The sequence below is a fragment of the Denitrobacterium detoxificans genome, from assembly GCF_001643775.1.
GTDB classification, from domain to species: domain Bacteria; phylum Actinomycetota; class Coriobacteriia; order Coriobacteriales; family Eggerthellaceae; genus Denitrobacterium; species Denitrobacterium detoxificans.
This window is the reverse complement of sequence record NZ_CP011402.1, coordinates 1,792,484-1,815,324: the sequence shown is the minus strand read 5'-3', so window position 1 is coordinate 1,815,324 and position 22,841 is coordinate 1,792,484. Positions and strand designations below refer to the sequence as shown.

The window sequence follows — 22,841 nt, the reverse complement described above, 5'->3', positions numbered from 1 at the left end:
AGTCGAATTTCGAACGCCGGAAAAAAATCCGCAAAACTGGATCGAATGCGTTAGCGTTATTGCTAACGTTGGTGCTTGTTTGGCAAGTGCCTTCATTCGCATGGGGTGACGAAGTCCTCCAGAATAATCTGGAAGCGGGTGGTGTCACCCTACCCACAGCCGCTGACATATCCTCTAGCTCTGATACGGGAGCGAATGCGACGGATGAATCCGCTGAGTCAGGAAACAAGGACTCAGCGGATTCTTCGTCTTCTGGCAAGAATGGGGGGTCTAGCACCCAGGGTCTGAATGCGAGCGCAGACTCTGACGACGATGACTCCGCTACGACGGGGGAGGGTACCTCCTCCAGCGCCAAGTCTGGTCTCTCGGCGCAGGGCGATGAAAATGGCGGTCTTACCCCCCAGACCGATGATAATGGTGATGGCACGTATACGTGGTACTACACTCCATATACTGAATATGTAAGTGAGAATGATGGCGATACGTACATTCTCTACGGTAGCGATACCGACGTAACGCAGGTCACGTATGATTCCACTTCAAAATTCGGTACGATTCTCAGCACGAGTGACGGATCGATTTTGAGTAGCTCTTCTACGTATGTGGCCACGGGCGACGAATCGCTGCTGGTCCTTGACGTAAGCGATACCCCGTTTTGGATGTTGGGGTACACCCTCACTGCATTTTTAGGCATCATTCCTCAGGATATTTACGTAGATGCTGGAATGGGCGACCAGGATGGCTGGGTTTCTGACATGAGCCAGCAGGTATACAACACGGGCACTGCTCTTGTAGATAGCAACTTGCTGTCGGGCGATATGGATACGGCAGTTGCAGGCCAAGCGTCCGTTACGGGCGCTTGGACCAAAACGTCGTATTGTATTGTGTTCCTTGATGCCCTCGGAACAACCACGGGTTATAAGCTCTCCCAGTTGAATTGGGACAGCGAGGTTCCCTATTTTGGGGATGCAATGACCGGCGATATCGTTACGGACGTTGCATATAACTCCTCTATTATTAAGCCTGCATATCAGAACAATGCCGTATGGTGGGTGACTGCCGACGGAAACCATGCGGCTCAATTCCTTTCGGGGAGCCCAACGCATTTCTGGGAGTTCCTCGCTGACGGTACTGGTTCGGTTCCTGCGTCTCTAAACAGCGACCCCCAGTACACGGGTTCGTTCCATAAAGATGGAGCGCTTGGGCATATCTCGGTGACGCCCAATTTCATGCTTAAGTATAAGGATACGTCTGGTGGTTCCGCCAGCGTTGCTGCAAGGGTTTCCTCGTCTTCGACGTCCACGCCTGATGCCACTGTCACCTCACTGACATCGAGCGCTTCCGAGCTGGGTGGTCTCAACCTCACCGGAATGACCGCCTGGACCATCCCCACTACCTCTGGGGGTAAGGTAACCATCACCCCCGGTGATACCCTGACGATTTCCGCCGATTCGTCCGGAAACGTTACGGTTAACGGTTCGGCAATTGTGCTTGATGGCAATAAGATTCCGCTCACCGCTTCTTCGGATACTCCGCCGGCTGCCACGACCGATGACTATCGCGTCGATTTTTCAAGTGATCCGGCGGCTGCCAGCGCTACGATCAGCCTGAACGGTGCCACTGGCGCTGCTACTCCGACGTGGTGGGTTGCCGAGAATGAATCTCTCAATAGCGCGAATAATACGGGCACGGGTACGAGGTCTGGCGGCGCGCTGTCAGCCCTTACCTCGCTGAGCGAATCGCACAGCGCCGCGTACGAGTTCGACGGCTGGGACCTCGATATCGGGGGTACGGTAACCTCGTTTGACGTTGCGACGTACGGTTCGCAGTCTGCGGCGACGACGGCTCTGCTTTCTGCGTCTATTACAGGAGACGCAACGGTGACGGCGAAGTATGTGCCTGCGGTGACTACGTATGACGTTTCGTTTGCGGCTCCTACTACGCCCAGTGGGGCGGGTACTCCCGCACCCTCGACTGCGCTTACTGGCATTACCTCGACGGATATGCCGATTGATGCGTATCCCGCGGCTACGCTTTCCGTTACGGATATAAGTGGGAATTACATCTTCACCGGTTGGGAACTTTCTGAAGATGGCGGTTCCACGTATGTCGCGCTGGACAATTCGAAATACGATGACACGACCAATCCGTCTATCCTCAACGAGCCCCTGTATTACACCGGTGGCGTTGACGTGACGTTCCGTCCCGTTTACACCGAGGCGTATGCTGTGACGTTGGCCGCTAATCCTTCGAGCGGCGTGGGTGGCACGATTACCACCGTCAATCCCGATGATGGCGTTTCTACTCCGAGCCAGACCAATATCGTGCGCTACGTAACTCCGGGTAGCAAGTTGAGCACGGCTAGCGGAACGAACGTCTATGCGTTTGATTCTACTGCTGGCAATCACGTAGCTGCCCCCATTTCGAGCGCAACGGCTGTCGCTGCTTCTGGCTATGGCTTTACTGGTTGGACGGCTGGTGGGTCTGCCGTGACCGATCCTGTTAATGAGACGATTACGGGGCCGATTACCTTTACGGCTAACTTTGGCGCTGAGTATCCCATCTCCTGGACCTCTGGTACGGGCGTGACGAGTTTGAGTGGTGGTAGCACTTCGTGGCTGGCGGGGGATGCGACCTCTACGCTTACGACGCCTACCATTACGGCTACCAGTGGGTACGATGATACTACCCCCACCTACACCATATCTTGGGGTGGATCTACCCAGGGCACGGTGACGGTTGGTAGCGGTGGCGTTACTACGGCTAACGCTGGCGATGCTATCCGCGACATCGTTAAGAACGCTACGGGCAACATCACCATCGAGGTGTCGCTGCCGGCGCTCACGAACATCGGCTACACCATCGTGAAGCACTTCGAGTTGGCCGATTATCCCTCGGGTACCACCAGCAACGCCGTTGCAACCGCCTATAGCTCCAGTGTCGTAAGCGAAGCGGGCGCTCAGACGGGTTCCGTGGGCGACACCATCACGCTGACGGCTGCTGAACTGGCGCTTCCCGCCGCTGGCACTTCGGGTCTGCCGACCGGTTATGCCGTTGCTAACTACACGGGCACGACCAACAGCGGCATCACCAACAACACGGGCAATGCGAACCTGCAGAGGACGATGATGGGCCTGGCGGCTCTGGATACCGACGTGAAGGTGACGCTTTCCGACGCTTCTGCAGCTAACAACGTGGTCCATATCTACTACACGTTGAACACCTACACGCTGAACATCGAGTATGCATCGACCGAATCCCCGGTCCTGAAGCAGGTCGGCACTGCGCCGAGCAGCCTGACGGCTCTGGGCGGCACGAAGCGCGTGGGCCAGACCATTGCGGCATTCCCCACGCCCATCAACAAGAACAATCCTTCGAATACTTCCGCCGTTGATCCCGAGTGGGAAGGTGCCAACACCGCTACGGGCAATGCGCCTACGGTGAAGGGTGCCGACAGCACTACGTATTCCGCCACGGGCTTCACCATGCCCGCGCAGGACGTGACGGCGACCTACACGTGGATTCCCGTGACGCGTGCGATTACCTATGCGGTAGGCACGATGTCGGGCGGTAGCACGACGATTACCGAGACTACGAGCACCAACCCAGGCAACAGTGTGACGATTACCGATCGTGTCGACACCACGGATACCTCGCTGACAACCTCGACGATTACCGACCAGGCAGGCACCTTCACGAGTGAGGAATACTACGGCGAGCAGCACGATAGTGGCCTGCACGACACGAGCCACTATACCAGCGGCACGATTTCCTACACAACGACGCCTGCCTCGAACTGGCAGTTCAAGGGCTGGTACAAGAGCACGCGTACGACTCCTACGGGCTCCTGGAGCACGCCTACCTCCATTTCTGGCAATCCTACGGGCGAAACCATCACGGCTTACACCAAGTTCATTGCCGTGTTCGAGAAGATTCCCGTAACGACTTCGTATGGCCTGTCGGGCTCCACTACGGGCTCTGATGGCGCGGGCGGCTCTGACGCGCGTGGCACCAACGACTTCACTGGCACTGGTACGCTGACCTCCACCTCGGGCTCGGCAGAAGCCGGTACGCAGGTAACGCTGCCGGGGTATACCCCCAACAGCACCAGCAACAACGACGATATCTACAAGCCTTCCACGACTGCGTCCCCCACGGGTACGTGGTACGTGAACAATGGCGGCACCTGGGTTGCCGTAACCGACGAGGATACCTCGACGCCGGGCATCCAGGTCACCGTCACCGATACGAAGAAGGACTTCGTGTTCGTGCCCGAGCTGCAGAAGTACACGGTCACGTTCCCCACGGCGGGCGTGAATTGTACGCTGACCTCGGCGCTTACGTACGAAGGTTACTATGGCCAGCCGCTGACCACCTACACCAGCACGGCTGATGGCAGCGCGTATAGCGACACCGCCGTTGCCTATACGCCCACGGCGGGCCAGACGCTTGACCAGAATGGTTGGGATATGTCGACTGACGGTACGAACTGGACGAACCTGGGTACCTCGGGAGGCGCGTTCGTGGCTCCGGGTAGCCAGACCATTACGCAGGATACCTGGTTCCGTGAGAACTACACCGCAGGTGCCGTGACGTATTACGTGCAGCGTTACTATCAGGATGCTCCCACGAGCATTGGCGCTACGCCTACGTACACGGCCGAAGGCAGCCCCGTGGCCATTTCTACGGCCACGGTGGGCAGCACGGTGACCTACAACGATATGGTGACCGCTGGGCTTTCCACGGCGCGTCCTTCGGGCGAGCCTGCTGCCGATACGTCGGCGTTCAGCACGGTTACCAATCCTGCGTATGCCAGCTATGGCGCGCAGAGCAATGGCGCTGCCGCGGGCACGAGCCTGAATGACTTCACCAGCTTTACGGGGGCCAACCCCAGCCTGACCATCACCGACGTTGTTTCGGGCAACCCCAGCAACAACGTGATCAACCTGTACTATGATCGCCCGAGCGGCCTGAGCATTACGTACAACTGGGTTGATACCGACAGCACGAATACCTCGCTTGCCGATCTGGCTACGAATACCACGTTCGTGACCACGTCCGATCGTCCGCTGCCCACCAACCAGTCGGGAACGGTAACGGTGGGCACCACCATCGAGCTGCCGTACTACAACAGCACGGGCACTACGCTGAGCACGGGTACGGAAACGATTCCCGCTGGTCTGCCTGGTGGTGTTGGCGGCACCAACTACGTGCACTTCCTGGGTTGGAAGGTTACGCAGAATGGCACGGACACGGTAATTCTGGCTAGTAATGTCGCCTCGAATCATCAGGTGACCATCACGGCCGATACCGTCATCAAGGGCTATTGGTATCGCGATAACATCGACGTTGTATTCCAGAACTCCACGCTGGGCTCGTCGAACGCTACCTTCAGCAGCATTGCGGGCCTGACCACGCAGACGATGAAGTATGGCGAGAACGTCATCAAGACGGATGGCACCAACGACGTTGACGATGCCATTACCGTGAACGCTGGCAGCCCGTACTTCTTCCAGGGCTGGATCAATGCCGATCAGACGGCCGCGGGTACGGTGACCACCATTTCCTTGCCCAAGGCGTTGAACACCACGAACTTCACGTTCACGAGTGGCGGTACGGTTTCCGGCAGCGTAGCTACCGTGAACCTGTATGCCGCCTTTGGCAATGGCAACCAGGTGAAGTACGTACGCGGCGATTACGCCAACCCGTCCTCCGCTTCCGATGGTAAGACGGGCACCACGGTGACCGTTGGCCTGTGGAACGAGACGAACCATACGCATTCGGTTCCCCCCACTACGGCGGCGGCCGATATGCCTCTGTACGATACTGACAACACGCCCGATACGGGCGACTACCTGACGGGCTACACGTTCCTGGGTTGGACGTGGCCGCAGGGGACCACGAATTACATTACCAACAGTGCGGGTTACGTACCCGGGGGTACCCCCACGGGGTATACGTGGTCGGCCACTCTGCCCGACGGTAGCGCCAATCGCGACCTGACGGCTCTGTGGAAGCCTGTTGACCAGAGCGTTACGTTCTTAGCTTGGGGTACTAAGACGGGCAACGACTATCAAGGCGACCCGCTAGTGGCCAACGAGAGCTCCATAAAGATCGATTCTGGTTACACGGCTCTTGATGTTACGCTCTCGGCCTCGGGTATGCCTACTACGGTTCAGCCCGATACGTGGTATACCCTGCCCACGTCTTCCGAGCTCAAGCGTACGGGTTATACGCTCGTGGGCTACGAGTTCATGGAGAACGCAACGCAGCTGGGCGATAGCGCTCGTGTGGCGGCCGACGGCACCACGCCGCTGAACACGCACTTTGATGGAACGGTCACTGGTTCGGAAATCACCAGTGCAAATCCCTGGAAGGTGTACGTGGGCAGCCCGACTAGCTGCACCATCGTGCCCATCTGGTCGCATGACTCCTACGACGTGGACTTCACGTATGCAGGCGATAGCGGCGACAGCATTGCTGCCCTTACCGGCAACTATAGCTCCTTCACCATTGGCGGCAGCAACGCCAATGCTGGCACCACCATGGATGTGGATGCGCTGGATGCCACGGGCCGGGCCTTCGGCGATACCATGAACATCGCCGATAGCAATGGCGCTGGCAGCTACGTGGGCGTGCCCATCGTGGGTGACGTGGCTACGGGCACCGTGGGTGGTACCTCGTACAGCTACACCTTCGTGGGTTGGAGCACCGATGACTCCACCACGCCCACCACGGTTACCGATGGCACGGCTGCTTCGCCGGTGAACACGTACACGGTTCCCGCGAAGAACCTGGTGATTACCGGTACTTGGAAGATCACCGAGTACCAGGTTGATTACGCAGCTGCCATGGATACCACGCTCATTGATTCGAGCGATACCACCACGGCTAGCGTGAGCGGCACCACGAGCGAGCAGGTCGACCACAATGGCAACCCGACCATGACTGGCCTGGTTACTAGCACGTCGAACCCGGGCTACGCCATCGACCACTGGACCATTAGCACGTATGATGGCACCACCTGGTCGGCCGAGACGCCTATTTCGGGCAGTCCCACGGCTGAGGCCATCACCGCTCCCACGAAGTTCACGGCGTACTATGGCCCCTCCAGCACCATCGACTACACGGTGAAGGTGCATGTGCAGGTGGCTGACGCGGCTGGCAACCTTACCTATAAGGACAGCACGCAGACGTACAGCAATGGCGTTGTGGGTACGCAGATGAAGATTGGCGATGAGGCGTTTGCCCAGGCCCGTACCATCCAGAACACTGAGTTCGGTACGAGTGGTTGGAACGTGAGCTCCTACTTCGACAACACGCTGACCGACGCCGACTTCACGAGCACGACTCCCACTATGCCCGATGGCTACGCTGATCCGCGTACCAACAGCAAAATCGAGTTCCCCGATGGCTCGCACCCGACCTCGTTCGTGACGCCCACGATTACCGCGACCACCTCTACGAACGTCGTGGAAATCTGGTTCGACCTGGTGCCCGTGCAGTACCAGATCGTGCGTTACTACCAGAGCGCCGACGGTACGGCGGCTCTTATGGATGCCGCGAACCCCGGTGCCAATGACGGGACGGCTGATGCGGGCGTCGTGGATACTACCGACGGTGCCAGCGCGTACGCCACCAACGGTACGAGCACGTACTACGCCGACGGCTACGCCTTCCAGCCTGTCAGCCTGACGGGTGCGAAGGCCGAGGCCAAGGATTCCAGCGATGCTACGGCTGCGTCTTCCTGGACGAAGGCCGCGAACATCACTGCCGACGACAAGACGGCGGCTGGTAGCGTGGCTCCCACGAGCCTGTGGACCATGGGCACTCCCTCCGTGGTGGATGGCGGCGTCGTGATGGCTGGCGGTGGCATTACAGGCGATGGAGCCTCCGTCATTTGCGTGCCGTACACGCGTCCCACGTTCGAGATCACGTTCAAGCCTACGTTGGCCACGGGCGTGTCTGCGAACCCGTATCCGACCATTCCGATTGATAACGGCTCTACGACGTCGTTCTACACTGATAAGGCGCGTTGGGGCGCTCCGTTTGCCGCGGGCACTGCTAATGGCGGCAACGTGAACTACAGCTCTTCCTCTACGCCCGTTGGCGAAGGTGGCCTGCCCTTGAAGTCGGGCTACAACGCCGGTTCGTACTACTTCAGCGGTTGGAGCGATGCGGCTACTACCGACAAGGTAACCGTGACGAGCGCTAACTACATTCAGGTTATGCCCGCACGTGCGGTAACCCTGACGGGCGAATGGGCCTTCCAGCAGTACACCGTTACGTATGCGGCTTCCCCGAGCGACGCTACGGGCGTTTCCGTGAAGACTACGAGCCCGTATAGCGCCACCGAACTGGTTTCGCAGGGTGGTACCCCCACCAAGGCATCCTATGGCGACACGAGCCAGGATGGCACGAATGACTACGAGATCGACAGCTGGACGTTCGTGGGTTCGGTAACGTTCCCCGGCGATAGCTCGCCGACCACGGTGACGTCGGAAACGTCCATGAGTGGCAAGAGCCCCACCGATGTGACCATCAATGGCGATACCACGTTCTACGCTACGTGGAAGCTCAAGGAGTACAAGGTCACGTATGCGATTGACAATACGAGCGCGTATTCTTGGTCATCGGGCGGCGCGCCGTTTACGGCAAGCGAAACCGCCGAGTATACGGGCATTGCCAGCGGCACCACGCTGGGTACCGCCCAGATTCCCGACTGGAGCACCACTACTACGGGTGCCGGCATGACGAATGCCGTCCCCAAGGCCGGTTCGGGCTACCAGTTCGTTGGTTGGACGTGGACGACCTCTGATGGCACGACGTATGCCACCAGCGACGGCGACGACACGACCACCAGCACGGCAGAGCAGAACTTCATCAACCTGATGGGCACCTCTACCGCGAAGGCGGCGTACGATCCCTCGAGCGCTTCTGCCACCTCGCAGTGGGCTGCGGTCCTTGCCAAGATCACGTTTGGGCGTGGAACGGGTAATCAGTCGGCTGACATCACGTTCACCACGGTTACCAAGCAGCTGAAGTTCAGCGTTGAGTACCGCGTCCCGGATTCCCCCAACAGCAGCTCCACTACGTGGACGCAGCTGGGCACCGCGGATGGCGTGACGCAGGGTTCTGGCTTCGACCGCGACCTTACGTATACCGATAAGATCTTCGCTAACTCCATCACAAGTACCGTGTACACCAACGGCGTTTCCAAGCCCGGCTACACGTTCGATGGCTGGTACAACTCCGCCGATTACACGACGACTAAGATTACCGAAGTGTCGAAGCCGCATGCTACGACCACGGTTGAGGACATCGTTAACCTGGGTACCACGGGCGTGGGTAGCACCGGCGGCATTATCAAGCTGTACGCTAAGTACACTCCCAAGACGCTCGACATCACCTACATTGACTCGCTGAATACGGCGAACACGTATACCGACAACGGCTCGGCCATTGTGACGGGCGCAAGCTACAACGTGCTCGACAAGGCAACCACGGGTGCGGCAACTTGGGAGACCGACAGCACTCATGCGGGCCGCGTATTCGTGGGCTGGACGAAGACGAACATTGGCGATCTGACCGACGCGTATATCGCCGCATTTGGCGATCCTAGCCACGTGAGCGCTTCGGGCGAGGTCATGGACTACGCGGTGAACGATGTGTACACCATTCAGCCCGATCCTTCCGATGACAGCACGAGCTCGGGCAATACGTTCTACGCGGTCTGGAAGCCTGTTGAGTACAACATTCAGTTCTCCTCGGGAACCATTCCCTACACGCCTGCTGTGGGTAATGAGATTTACAATGCTACGAACACGCCTGGCACTGAGAATTACAACATTGATTCCATCACTGATATTGGTTACACCACGGGCATTACTCTGGACGCGATTCCTGCTCCGCTGACCGCAGCGGGTGCTGCCGCTGGCAAGAGCTTTGCTGGTTGGAACGTGTCGCTGGGCACGGCTGGCACCACCGCGAACGTACAGGTGGGTGGGGCTACCCAGACCATCACGGGCGCTACGCTTGCCTCTATCATTCAGGCGGCCAGCCCCACGTGGCGCATTACCGACGGCACCACGTTTACGCTGACGGCTATCTGGAGCGACGAGCTTGCCGTGAACTACCACGCGAATGCCAATGATGCCAAGATCCAGGTGGGCACGGCTACGCCGCAGACCGTTGCCGACATCATTGCCGGTGGCGGAACCGACGTGGTGTTCAGCGAGAACATCATGAAGAACGAAAGCTCTGGCTCGTACACCATGGACGTGCACAATGGCAGCAACAACACCACGTATGGTCTGTACGACGAGAGCACTGGCACTGCCGTTGGCATTACCATGACGCGTCCTGGCTATGTCTTCAAGGGTTGGGATACGAATGCAAGCGCTACGAATCCCACGTACAGTGCAGCTGGTGTGGCCGATACGGCGTACATCAACACGGCTCGCACCATTACGGGCAACACCGACCTGTACGCCATTTGGGAGCCTGCGGCCGCCCAGGATGTCAATGTCGAAGAGTATCTGATGCTGGCAGATGGCACGTATCAGACGAATCCCGATAACACGGTTCCCATCGAGAAAGAAAGCGATGGCTCCACGGCGCTGAAGACGGCTACGAGCTACACGGTAGCCCCCTCGGCAAGCAATACCACCGAGTACACGGCGTCGTCCGTAGTGACCAGCGATTACTCGCTCGATACGGCCCAGAATGCCGATTGGACGAAGACGCTGGCTGGCTCGGGCACCACGTTCAAGGTGTACTACAAGCGCAATACCCATACGGTAACGTACGAGTATGGCAACCTTGGCACGCTGTCTGGCCTTACTAATCCCGCGTTTCTTACCGATACGGGCGGCATTGCTGGCGACAACACGTATCGTACGGGCCAGACGGTTAAGGCTCTTGACATGCCTACCGAGGCCGATATCACTGCGTATTACGCTGGTAAGGGCCTTGATGTCTACGACCTGCCCACGGGTACCGCGCTCGTGTGGGTGGACACCGATACGGGTGCCACTACGCTGGGCAACGTGGCAGGTCTGAGCCCCTTCACGATGCCCGACCGTGACGTGACCCTGCGCCTGGAGCTGGTGCGTCATCCGTTTACGGTGACGTATGTTGCCGATACGAACGGCTTCCTTACTGCAGGCGGGCAGAAAGCTTCGGCTGGTACCGTTGTGTACCAGGAAACGGTGCGTGCGTTTGACAAACCCACGTTGGTGCTGGATGCGGGGTCTACTATTGGCGGCGTGGACGTAAGTGGCCAGACGGTGTCTGCCACGGGTGATACGGCCGCGACGGGCTCGGCAAGCGACTTCGCATTTACCAACTGGACGTGGACGGGTTACGATAGTGCCACCAAGTACTCCACCAATCCGGCCACCAGCGCCGATGCGATAATCCTGCAGGATACCCTGCTCACGGCGAACTTCGACGAGATCTTCACCGTTACGTACAACAACGATAACGTGGGCGACGACTTCACGCCCGCGAAGGTATATCAGAACCTGCGCGTTTCCGATACCATTCCGTATCCGGGCACGAGCGTAACGGGCAGCGCTTCGGCTACTGAAACTACGCCGAAGCACAAGACCGGTTACACCTTTGTTGGCTGGCACGTGACCAACACCGATCGCGTGGATTCCAGCTATGCCCCGGTAACTCCCGATCCGTACTACTACACCACGTGGGCACTCGATCCCGACGGCGGTACGGCGGCCGAAGTGGCGGCTGGTACCAAGAAGTACGAGATCATTAGCATGTCCGACCTGTACAACATGAACGTGCTTGGCAACTTCACGCTCGATTCCGTGTACGATGCCGAGAAGTTCGATGCCGAATTCGACGCCAATGGCGGCACTATCACGAGCGATGGCACGGCGGTTTCCTCTTCCGCCACGCTCACGCGCGGTACGGGTGACACGAAGGTCACCTGGAACGATGGCGTGGGCAATAGCCTGAGCTCTCAGCCCGTTGCCGCGCGCACCGGCTTTAAGCTGACCGGTTGGGAACTGGTGGAGGAAAATGGCGCGGCTCCCGCGGCTGCCAAGACCTTTACCACCACCGAGGTCATCACCATGCGCTACGGCGGCATGAAGCTGAAGGCCGTGTGGGAGCCCGCCGATGCCACGTATACGTACGTCGTGGATTCTGCATCCCTTACCCCTGAAGCTCGTGGCACGGTGGCCATGAACCTGGCCAGCGTGAGCAATCCTGAAACGGTGCACAATGATGGGGTGACCGCTCCCACGAGCCCCACGGGCGCCTACGCACTGCCGAACTACGGCTACGAGTTCGAGAAGTGGACGAGCGCGAGTTATCCCGCTAAGGACCTGGAGACCGATGGCTGGTCCACCGCCTCTGGCCTGGTAATGGGCGCACAGAGCATCATCCCGCAGAAGGTCACGGTTACGACCGACCCGGCTACGAGCACGACCGTTCAGGCGTACGAGAGCGATACCTTCAGTGCGCACTTCGTGCCCAAGAACTACACGGTCGAGTTCCTGCCCGACCTTGCCGGCCTTGCCACGGTGGGTGGTCTGGCCACCACGCAGACCGTTGCCTACAAAGGTTACCCCGTGGCTATGACGGGTAGCTCCGCCAACTACGAGGTGACGAGCGTTGCCACGGGTTACGAGCAAGATGGCGGCAAGTGGGAATACACCATTCAGATTGGCGATGCGAGCATGAGCGGTTTGGCGACTGCGGCTGAGACGTGGCATGCCGACACCAAGACCATCACGGGCGAAACCACCGACCCGAGCACCATTGCCATTCGCGGCAATACGACGTTCCGTCCGGTAATCAAGGCGAGCGTGCATACGCTTACCTACGATTACGACATCTCCACCTCGCCCGATGTGGTGAAGAATAACGTTGCAACTGGCACGGTGGATACAGTGCCCGAGATTCAGGCCACCGATATTCCCGATGGCTACACGTTTGGCGGTTGGAAGTACACCGACCCCAGCACGGGTGCGGTAACCATCTACAATGCCAACGACACGGATACTACGAACGATACGTTCACCATGCCTGGCTCGGATGCCACGTTGGTGGCCGTGTGGGTGGGCAAGACCATCACCATTACGTACGTGTGCAATGGTGGCTCGGGCAATGCCAACAACGGCGAGACGCCCGCCGGCCAGACGTCGTACACGCAGACGTACACGTATGGCAGCGGCTCCGGCACCTCCATGGACGATGACACGTTCACGCCGAGCCCCGGTACGAACAGCCATGGTGTGGTACCCCCGTACGCGCGTGAGTTCGACAAGTGGGCGAGCAATGCTAACGGTACCGGTTCCATCCAGGTAGGCGCCAACAGCTCCTTTACGCTTCCCACGGAGGACACCACGCTGTACGCCATCTATAAGAACCGCCAGTACACCGTTACGCTCGATCGCAACATGGGCACCGATGGCGCATGCACCACGACCACGGCTACGTACAGCACTTCGGGCGTGTGGCAGTACGAGACGCCGCTGCCCACGTACGAGTACGGCGATACGCTTACGCTGCCTTACATCTTCGATTACGACAGCTTCGGCAATATTGAGACCGATAGTAATGGCAAGAACCTGTACGACTTCTGGAATCCGCCCAGCAGCAACTATAGCTTCCTGCATTGGAGCGATTCCGCTACCGGATCGGGTGCTACGGGTTCGTACAAGGGTCTGTGGAATAACGGCATTACCGTGACCGTTGGATCCGACCCCGTGTTCAAGAGCGTCCAGGATTCCGCTTCTACACCTTCGGTGGATGAATCGGTTGCCAAGGAAGACGTTACCCTGTATGTGAACTGGGATTATGACAATATGTCGGGTGAAGGTTACTACGTTGTGTACTACAACGAGGATGGCGCGAACCTGCTGGATTCCACGGGAACCGGCGCGGAAGTGTACGCCACGCCCACCAACTACGGTGCCTTCGCCAGCGACCAGAACATCTATCGCAGCCGCGCTGACAAGACGCTTTCGGGCCATCCCTACGCCTTCAAGGGCTGGGCGGAATACGATCCGAGTGACCCGAACGCCAATGCCCAGGGTGCGGTGTGCGATGCCTCTGGCACGCCGATCCTGGTTGCCGCGGGCAATACCACCCTGGCTTCGGCCGTGGCTGCTGCCAGCGAGACGCTGAACGTAAGCGTTACGAATGGCCTGACGAGCGCCACGGGCACCGATGGCAATAGCTACACCATCCCCGCGCGCCCGCTGCGCCTGGTGGAGGTTTACGAACTGGCCGACTACACGGTGAAGTTCGACCCGAACCTGCCCGTGGGCACCACGATCTATTCGGGTAGCTGCCCCGACCAGGACTTCACGTGGGGTACCCCCGAAGACCTGAACAAGAATATCTACAGCGTAAATGGCTACACGTTCCTTGGCTGGTCGAAGAACCCGCTGGCCAGCGCACCTGATGCGAACCTTTCGGCTCCGTCTGGCGTGGTGAGCTACAACACCGGTACGCATGGCGAACTGACGAGCTATAGCGGGCCGGCTGAGGTAACGCTGTACGCGGTCTGGAGCGAGGTGGACAACTACAAGGTCCGCTACATCGCCGATTACGATCCGTCTGACACCACGGGCGCAAGCGATGTGGTCCACGCTACCGACCAGTACTTCAAGTGGACCGAGAATCCCACGGCCATTACCACTATCCCGAGCAAGTCGGTGGGTACCGATACCAGTACCTACACCTTTGAGGGCTGGTACACCGCCAAGGATGGCGGCGGCGTGAAGATCGAAGACGCCGATACCAGTGGCAAGTGGGACAAGACCATCCAGGAGATTGCCGCGAGCAGCGATAACTATGCTGCCTACAATGCGCAGTCTGACAAGAGCTACGTGTACCTGTACGCGAAGTGGACGAAGACCGGCTGGAGCGTGAACTACCAGGTGGCTCCGGGTACCGACCCGAAGCCCGTGGGCGACGCGAATCGTGCCGAAAAGAAGATCTCGGCTGCATCCAATGTGGACATTACCTCGCCGAGCACTAGCTTCGTCACCTATGATGGCTTTACGCCTGACGGCTGGGTCATCGACACCGATGCCGATGGCAGCTTCGACTTCTCGTTCGATAGCGCCGGCAATTACAATGGCACCGATACGTACGTGCCCAGCAGTGGCGTGGTGGCGTACAACGACCCGGCCATCCAGAGCGCTCTGGCAAGCGCGCTCTACAGCGGCACGCGCACGTTGGAAGCTCGCGTGGTGTACAAGGAGATGGAATACACCGTCAACTACAACCTGAATACCGGCAGCGATCCTGCGGGCCGCTACAGCTACCCGCAGAACACCGTGAGCACGCCTCTTGGCGACGTGATTCAGAAGACCGGCCTGGACTGGAATACCGATACGTACATTGGCGCCTCCTACGATGTTGGCCCCACGCGTGACGGTTACACGTTCGACGGCTGGTTCGCGGGCAATGGCTCCGTTGCCTTCAACTACCCGGCAATCTATGGCTACAACGCCAACAAGAGCACGTGGACGGTAAAGCAGCTGGCCGACCTGCAGGCTGCCCTGAAGGGCTCCGGCACCGGCAAGTACACCACCACGAGCTACGATCTGTACGCCAAGTGGATTGAGAACAGCAACTACACGGTGAAGTACGACCTGAAGGGCGGTTCGATCGCCGCGGTGGCTGGCAACCAGTTCCTGGGTACTGATGAAACGCCGCTGAAGTGGACCGATAACGCTACTGCAGCAGGCTATACGCTGGTTCCGGGCGACTACGACGTCGACCGCAGCGGTTACACCTTCGATGGCTGGTGGCTCACGAGCGACTACAAGGCGGGCAGCCAGCTTACGAGTGGCGCTACGATGAGCTATGGCGATCTTGCTGAGGCTCTGAAGGCTGTCGACGCCGCTTCCGGTGCCGCCGCCATCGCCGATGGCGGTACGGTGACCATCTACGCGAAGTGGAAGGAAGTCACCACGCCCATCAACTACGCGGTGGACGATACCGCGCATGCTCAGCTCTACGACGGGGCTACGGCAAGCGGTACGGCCGTGAGCGGCGTTACCCAGCTGGTTGGCGGAGCTACCGGTGCGGGCTTGTCTCCCGTTACCGCAATGCCTCTTACCGGCTATAAGATCGTTGGCTGGAAGGCCACGGTTGTGGGCGCTGCTAGTGAGGAAACCTATACGGTTGGCACCAGCAGTGACAACAATCCCTCTGGTGTGCTCACCGAGAATTCTGATGGCAGCTGGACGCTCGACCTGTCGAAGATGGCCAGCGTTGGCAACCTGAACGGCGGGTGGGTGAGCGCCACTTATACGGCTCTCACCGAAGCGGAAGACGTGAATTACACGGTGCAGTTCTACAAGCAGCTGCCCGATGGCACCTATGCCGCCGTGCCCGACGAGACCGAAACGCGTACTGCCACCACGGGCAGCACGGTGACCTATTCCACCAGCAGCCCCGATGATGTGAATCGCTACATTGCCGACGGCTACATGCTGAACACGGGCGTTACCGGCACCATTGCCAGCGCAACCGTGGCAGGCGACGGCACTACGGTTCTGAAGCTCTACTACGAGACCAGCCCGTTCACCGTTACCTACCAGTTCAGCAGCGACCCGGACGAGTGCCCGAGCCCCGCGCCCACCATCACGAACCCCATCCAGTCCGTGGCCCCGGGTGGTACGCATACTCTGCGCACCGATACCCCGGCAACGGTATTCGGCTGGACGTTTGACGGCTGGGATTACGCCCACGTAACCGTGGATTACACCCCGGCTGGCACGAGCACGGCGCTCACCCTGCCCAACGATGCGTGGAACGCTACCCACACCTCGTTCACCATGCCCAAGGGCAATGTGGTGGTAACGGGCAAGTGGACGCGCGAAAAGCAGCCCGTCACCTACAACAAGGACGTCAAGATCGATCCTTCGGTGTCGGGGCCCATTAGCCCCACGCCTGAGGTGCAGGTAAATGGCGCTTCCATGAGCGGCACGAGCTATATCCAGTACGTGCCCACCGACCTGTACCCGAGCCTGAGCGACGCCAACTACGACGGCACCGCCAATGACCCGATTACCGTGGTGAATCCCGATCCCACGCGCTATGTGGTCATGTGGGAGTACGAGTACACCGATGGCCCCGATAAGGGTGTCACGGGTACCACCATGGATCCCGAGAGCATCCAGGTAACCGGCCCGCTCACCTTCACCGCAGTGCTGGTACAGAAGCAGATCATCTCCTATCTGCGCGGCACGGGCGTGAATGGCGAGACGGTTGGCGATTGGACCGACGTCTCGAAGGCCTACAGCGCCACCGATAGCTCCACGCTTTCCGGTGCTACGCGTTACGTGGCCGTGCCCTCGCCCTTCAGCGTAAACGGCACTGACTACCAGTACGGCGCTGAGACGGTATGGCAGAGCGACATCGGCATGTACGTGCCTGCGCACATCGAGGGCTACCTGTTCACCGGATGGGTATGGGAGAACCTGGATACGGGCGATACCGGCACCATTACCGGCACGTCCAAGACGAACGTGAGCACCCCGTTCACCAACAGCAGCGTCACGTTCACGGCGCAGTGGACGCCCACCAAGCAGACGCTTATCTTCGATACCAATGGCGGCAGCTGGACTACGGGTTCCACCGACCCGTCGGGCGAATACGCTACGGGCACGCATGTGGGCATTCCCAATAATGCTACTGCCACGGCCGAGAAGGATGGCTACCAGCTGGCAGGCTGGAAGCTCGATGGCGACGAGAGCGGGTACATCTACCCGTCGGGTGGCACGTTTACGATGCCGGGCCATAATGCCAAGCTCATTGCGGTGTGGGAGCCCGTACCCGTAACCATCAAGTACGAGCCCAACGATCCGCTGTTCGGTTCGGTCCTGCCCACGAGCGAGACGGTCATCTCCACGTCCACGAACGTGCTGGGGTCTACCCCCACGGCCAATACGGGTTACCACTTCGTGAATTGGACCATGAAGGATGGCAGCACGCTGCTGGGTACCGTGGATGCAACCACCAACAAGATCACGCCCACGCATAACGCTGACGGTGTGTTCGTGGATGGCGTGACCTACGTGGCCAACTTCGAGCCCAACGAGTACCAGGTCAACTTCGTGAGCGCCACGGGTGGCTATATCGATACGAGCAACCCGTACGTGAACGTGCAGACCGTGAAGTACAACGACACGGCCGACAAGACCATCGTGAACGCCGTTTCCAACAACCCGGCAGAAATCGTTCCCAAGTCTCCGTATCCGTGGAGTTACGAGATGTGGCCGGTTCAGGCTGATGGCTCCATTGCCACCACGCCGGTTACTGGCTGGGTATACGAGGTTGACGACCTGGCCATCCTTGGCCCCACTACCTTTACGGCGCAGTGGGATGCCTATGGCACGTACTTCGTGGAATACAACACGCATGGCGGCACGCCGCTGAACCGCAAGGCCGTTCTGGCCCTTACGGACACGAATCTGCTGCCGAGCGCCAGCACGGTGCGTCCCGGTTACACGTTCGTGCGCTGGGATTACCAGACGCAGCTTACGCCGAGCGCCATGACTGATGACCAGGTGTACGATGATCCGTCGTTCTGGGAAGAGGCGCTGAACACCTACACGTTCCAGAAGATGAACCTGCCGGATAGCACGCCCAACGTCCTCACGCTGCACGCGCGTTGGCAGGAGCGTAGCGACTACCAGGTCATTTACGATGACGGCGATATCGACGGTACCGACTTGCCCGCGTATGTGATGAACTACGGCTGGACGTATGACCAGCCCAGTCAGACCATCAGCAACGTGGCCTGGACGAACGACAAGTTCGCCGATGGCAAGAATGCCTGCGCGGTGGATGTTCCCACCAAGGCTGGCTATACGTTCGATGGCTGGCAGGTGAAGCTGGGCGATGGCACGCTTTCGGTCGACGCGAACGGCGACCCGGTCTATGCCACCATTGGCATGACCTATGAGGACCTGGTTGGCATTGCCTACCCGGACAACCCGAACGCCGACCCGAGCAGCATCACCCTGGTTGCGCACTGGACGCCTAAGACCTACACGCTGGTGTACTACGACGTGGATGCCGACACTCCCACGCCTGTGGCCACCCATACGGAAACGGTCACCTGGGATACGCCGGTGTACGCTACCTACACGCCGACCGACGGAACCACGCGTCAGTTCGACCGCTACGACTTTAATCCGTCCAACCTGACGGATACCAATGCGGGAACCATGACCACCAACGTGGCCACCACCGCAACCTATGGCGACCTGGCGGTTGACGACACGAACAACGAAGTGCACGTATACGCCAAGTGGCTGAAGCTGATTCCCGTTTACGACGAGTATCATCTGCTCAACTACAACGGCACCACGTATGTGGACAGCTACAATGCCGCTACGGCTGAAGCCGACGGCTACCTGGTGACCCGCCGCATGGTGGAAGGCACCACGGCATATGCCACCACGCTGCCGAGCTTCGCGGGCTACACCTACGCAGGCGATACGTTCGACGAGAGCGGCTACAAGACGGGCATTACGCCCACGAGCAGCTACGGCACGCTGGGAATCAATGATGGCGTAACGCTTTCCGGCACTGCCGCCGAGCCGCACTTCGTGCGCTACTGGAAGGAGAACACGAACTACATCGTCGAATACAACGGCAATGCCGACGACCCGGTGAACCTGGCCAAGGGCTCTGCGGTGGTTCCCTCGAGCGTGAACCCTGGTTACACGCCCGGTACCAATGGCGCCACCACGGTTCCCGACCAGACGGTCCAGAGCTGGACGAGTGTCGACCACGTTGACAGCTGGGTTGATACCTACGTCACGCCTGAGCGTACCGGCTTCGACTTCATCGGCTGGAATACTGCAGCCGATGGCTCCGGTACTGTTGACGGCGTCACCGAGGGCAACGCCGACGACACCAACCAGTATGGCGACCTGACCTATGCGAAGGACGCCGACGGCAACTGGGTGAAGGTAGACCCGCTTTCCAGCTCGTCTACGGTGAAGCTGGACAGCGCGGGCGAGTACCGCGGCTACACCACCCTGTATGCGCAGTGGGCTCAGAAGCGCTCGCACATCATCTACCGCGTGAATGGCGATAGCGATGGCACGGGTGCCGGTTCCTACGGCGGCATGATTCGCTTCAACAAGAGCGAGACCGCCAGCGACCTGAGCGTAACGCAGCGCGAGGAGTTCATCACCTCGGTGGATGGCGAAGAGTACGACAACACGCAGAGCGCGCTCACGTATACCGGCAATAGCATGGAGGGCGCGCAGGCCGTGGCTCTGCCTGGCTGGCACTTCGTGAACTGGACCGTAAACTACGAGATCTCTGACGCGCTTGCCGACGATGCTGCCGATGACGTGCAGTTCGTGCAGCCGCAGCGTCCGGTGGGCAACGAGCAGCTGGAGCTGAGCCCGACGATGGAGAGCAATGGCGGTACGGTACCCAGTGGCATGATCACGCAGAGCGCTGGCATGACCACTCAGGCGACCACCATTGCCAATGGTGCGGAGTACTCTACTGAGACGGCTATCCTGCCTGGTGTTGGCACGAACTCCAGCCTGTATATCACGGCTGTGTACACGGCTAACTTCGAGAAGAACGATGACGGTATCATCCACTACGATGAGAACCCGCCGCTGAAGCCGGGTACCACCGAGAAGCAGAAGGTCTACAACGGCCCGGTGCCCGATACCGTAGCCCCGTGGGGTTCCAGCGTGAACCTGTCGGATGGCACGGGCGAGAAGGGCTCCGTCCTGACCACCGCTGGCTTCGAGATTATCGGCTGGGATAAGGAGCCTCATGACCCGAGCGATGCCGATTACCCGTCCACGCCGGATTACTGGCTGGAAGAGGGCGTCACGATGCCGCAGGGCGAAACCACCCTGTACGCGCATTGGGCTCCCAAGAAGTACTCGGTAAGCACCGAGAATCCGCCCACGGGTGGCACGGTGATTGGCGGCACGGATCCGCTGCCGTACGGCACGTACATCCCTGAAGGCTGGATCACGGTTACGCCGGAAGACGGCTACGAGCCCACCGGCTGGGTTGTGGAATGGATCGATCCCGAAACGGGCGAGAAGCACACCTACACCACCTACGATCCGGATTACACGAAGATCCCGATTTGGGGTGAGACCACCCTGACCCCGATCTTCAAGTACACCGGTACGAAGGGCGGCGAGGAGACCACCACCACCACGACCGTCGTGACCACCACTTACGGCCGCGGAGGCGGCCTGCCGAAGACGGGCGACGAGGAAACCACGTATCCGTTCATCATCGCGATGTTGGCGGCCATGGGCCTCATGGCGCTGGCGGCAGCCAAGCGTCGTCGCGAAGAGGATGACGACCCCACTACTCCGGGTGGCTCTGGTAACGGGGCCAGCCCGAAGGGGCCGGGCGCCATGTTCGCCGTGGGTGGGGGTACCCCTACCCCCATGGCCGCAGCGGGCGCAGCGGTAGCCAAGCCTCAGACGATACCCAATCCGCTGGATGGCGCGTCGGAGGCCATGGGCGAAGTCGTCCAGGGCGCGAAGGAGCGTGCTGCTCGCATGGCGGAAGCCGTGCGCGAGCGTAGGGATGCCCTGCGCGATGCGCGCGAGCGCGCGGCCGAGCGTAAGGCTCAGGCGAAGCGGATGACGGCCGATTCCGTGGCGCGTCCCGTTGGCGTAGCCAATCCCGCTGCGGGTTTGGCCGATCGCATCAGCGCGGCGGCAGAACGCATGGCCGATCGCATGAGCGCTGCGGCGGCTGGCGGCAAGCGCGCCGCCGACGAGACCGACCGCTTCCGCGCCATGCTGAGCGCGGGCTACGAGGCCACTGCGCCCGTGGCGCCGCAGATGGCTGTGTACGAGGAAGACTCGTTCGCTGATTATGCAGGCGATGTGGCGTGTGCCCCTGTGGGCGCGGCGGTGACGCAACCGTCCGTGCATCACTACGGCATGAAGAGTCTGCGGTAGCTGAAGAGGTAAAACGGCGTGGCGCGTACGCTTGTGCGCGTCGCGCCGAGGCCGTGCCGTCCATCGCGTGGCGGCGTGTGGCGTATGAAGGTTTACAACCGGGGCCGAAACCACCCGCCGGGCTCATTTGCCCGGCGGGGCGGGAACCGCAAGGGCGCTCATGCGTGCCTTGCGCATCGGCCCCGCACACTGAGCGATGCTGGAGGCTGGCTTTGCGGTTTTGGCTGGCCTTGGAGCATAGGGCGTTCGACAGGCGGGGAGACGTGCAGCCCCCTTTTCCCCGCCTGTCTGCCCAGTTTTGCGGCGTGCAGCTTGCCGTGCGTTGCGAAGGTGCGGATGGGGTGTCCGCATGGGGCTGGGGAAGTGGCGTAGCCGTTTTGCTGCTTTTCGTTGTGGGGCCGTTTCCCGCATACATTGCTTAGGCCAGGTCCGCCGATCTGTCGGCGTACCTAACCTGCGCAATGCGTTGTGCCGGGCGCTTTTGGGAGCCTGGCATGTCCGTGGAATTGGGTAGGTTTTTAAACCGCTAATGTATCAGCGGCGGTTTAAAGGGTAGCGCGAAGGTGCCATATTATATAAAATGGTTCTATTCCACTACCAATTTAAATGCACCACGGAATATCCGCGACATCGCTTTAGGGCGGCGATGTCGAGGTCGCGTACGCGACTGCGCTTGCAGGTTTGGGCGCCTGCGATCGCGGAGTCATATTGGGGACCGTTATGGGGTCAGCTCGTATATCGGAGGTATCGATTATGGGCACGAAAAAAATGTATGGGGTGTTTTGCGCTCATGCGCAAACGGCTCCGCCACGTAGTGTGCGGTGGGCGGCGGTAGCAGCCGGAGCGCTTGCCGCGATTGCATTGGCGTTGCCGGTT

Annotated in this window: 1 protein-coding gene; it reads left to right on the top strand. The window is 59.8% G+C overall.

The window, feature by feature from the left end:
• Window positions 1–86 precede the first annotated feature (86 nt).
• Window positions 87–21,965 (top strand): LPXTG cell wall anchor domain-containing protein, encoded by a 21,879-nt coding sequence (locus AAY81_RS07485; protein ID WP_143117347.1) that lies wholly within the window; start codon window positions 87–89, stop codon window positions 21,963–21,965.
• The last annotated feature ends 876 nt before the right edge of the window (window positions 21,966–22,841 follow it).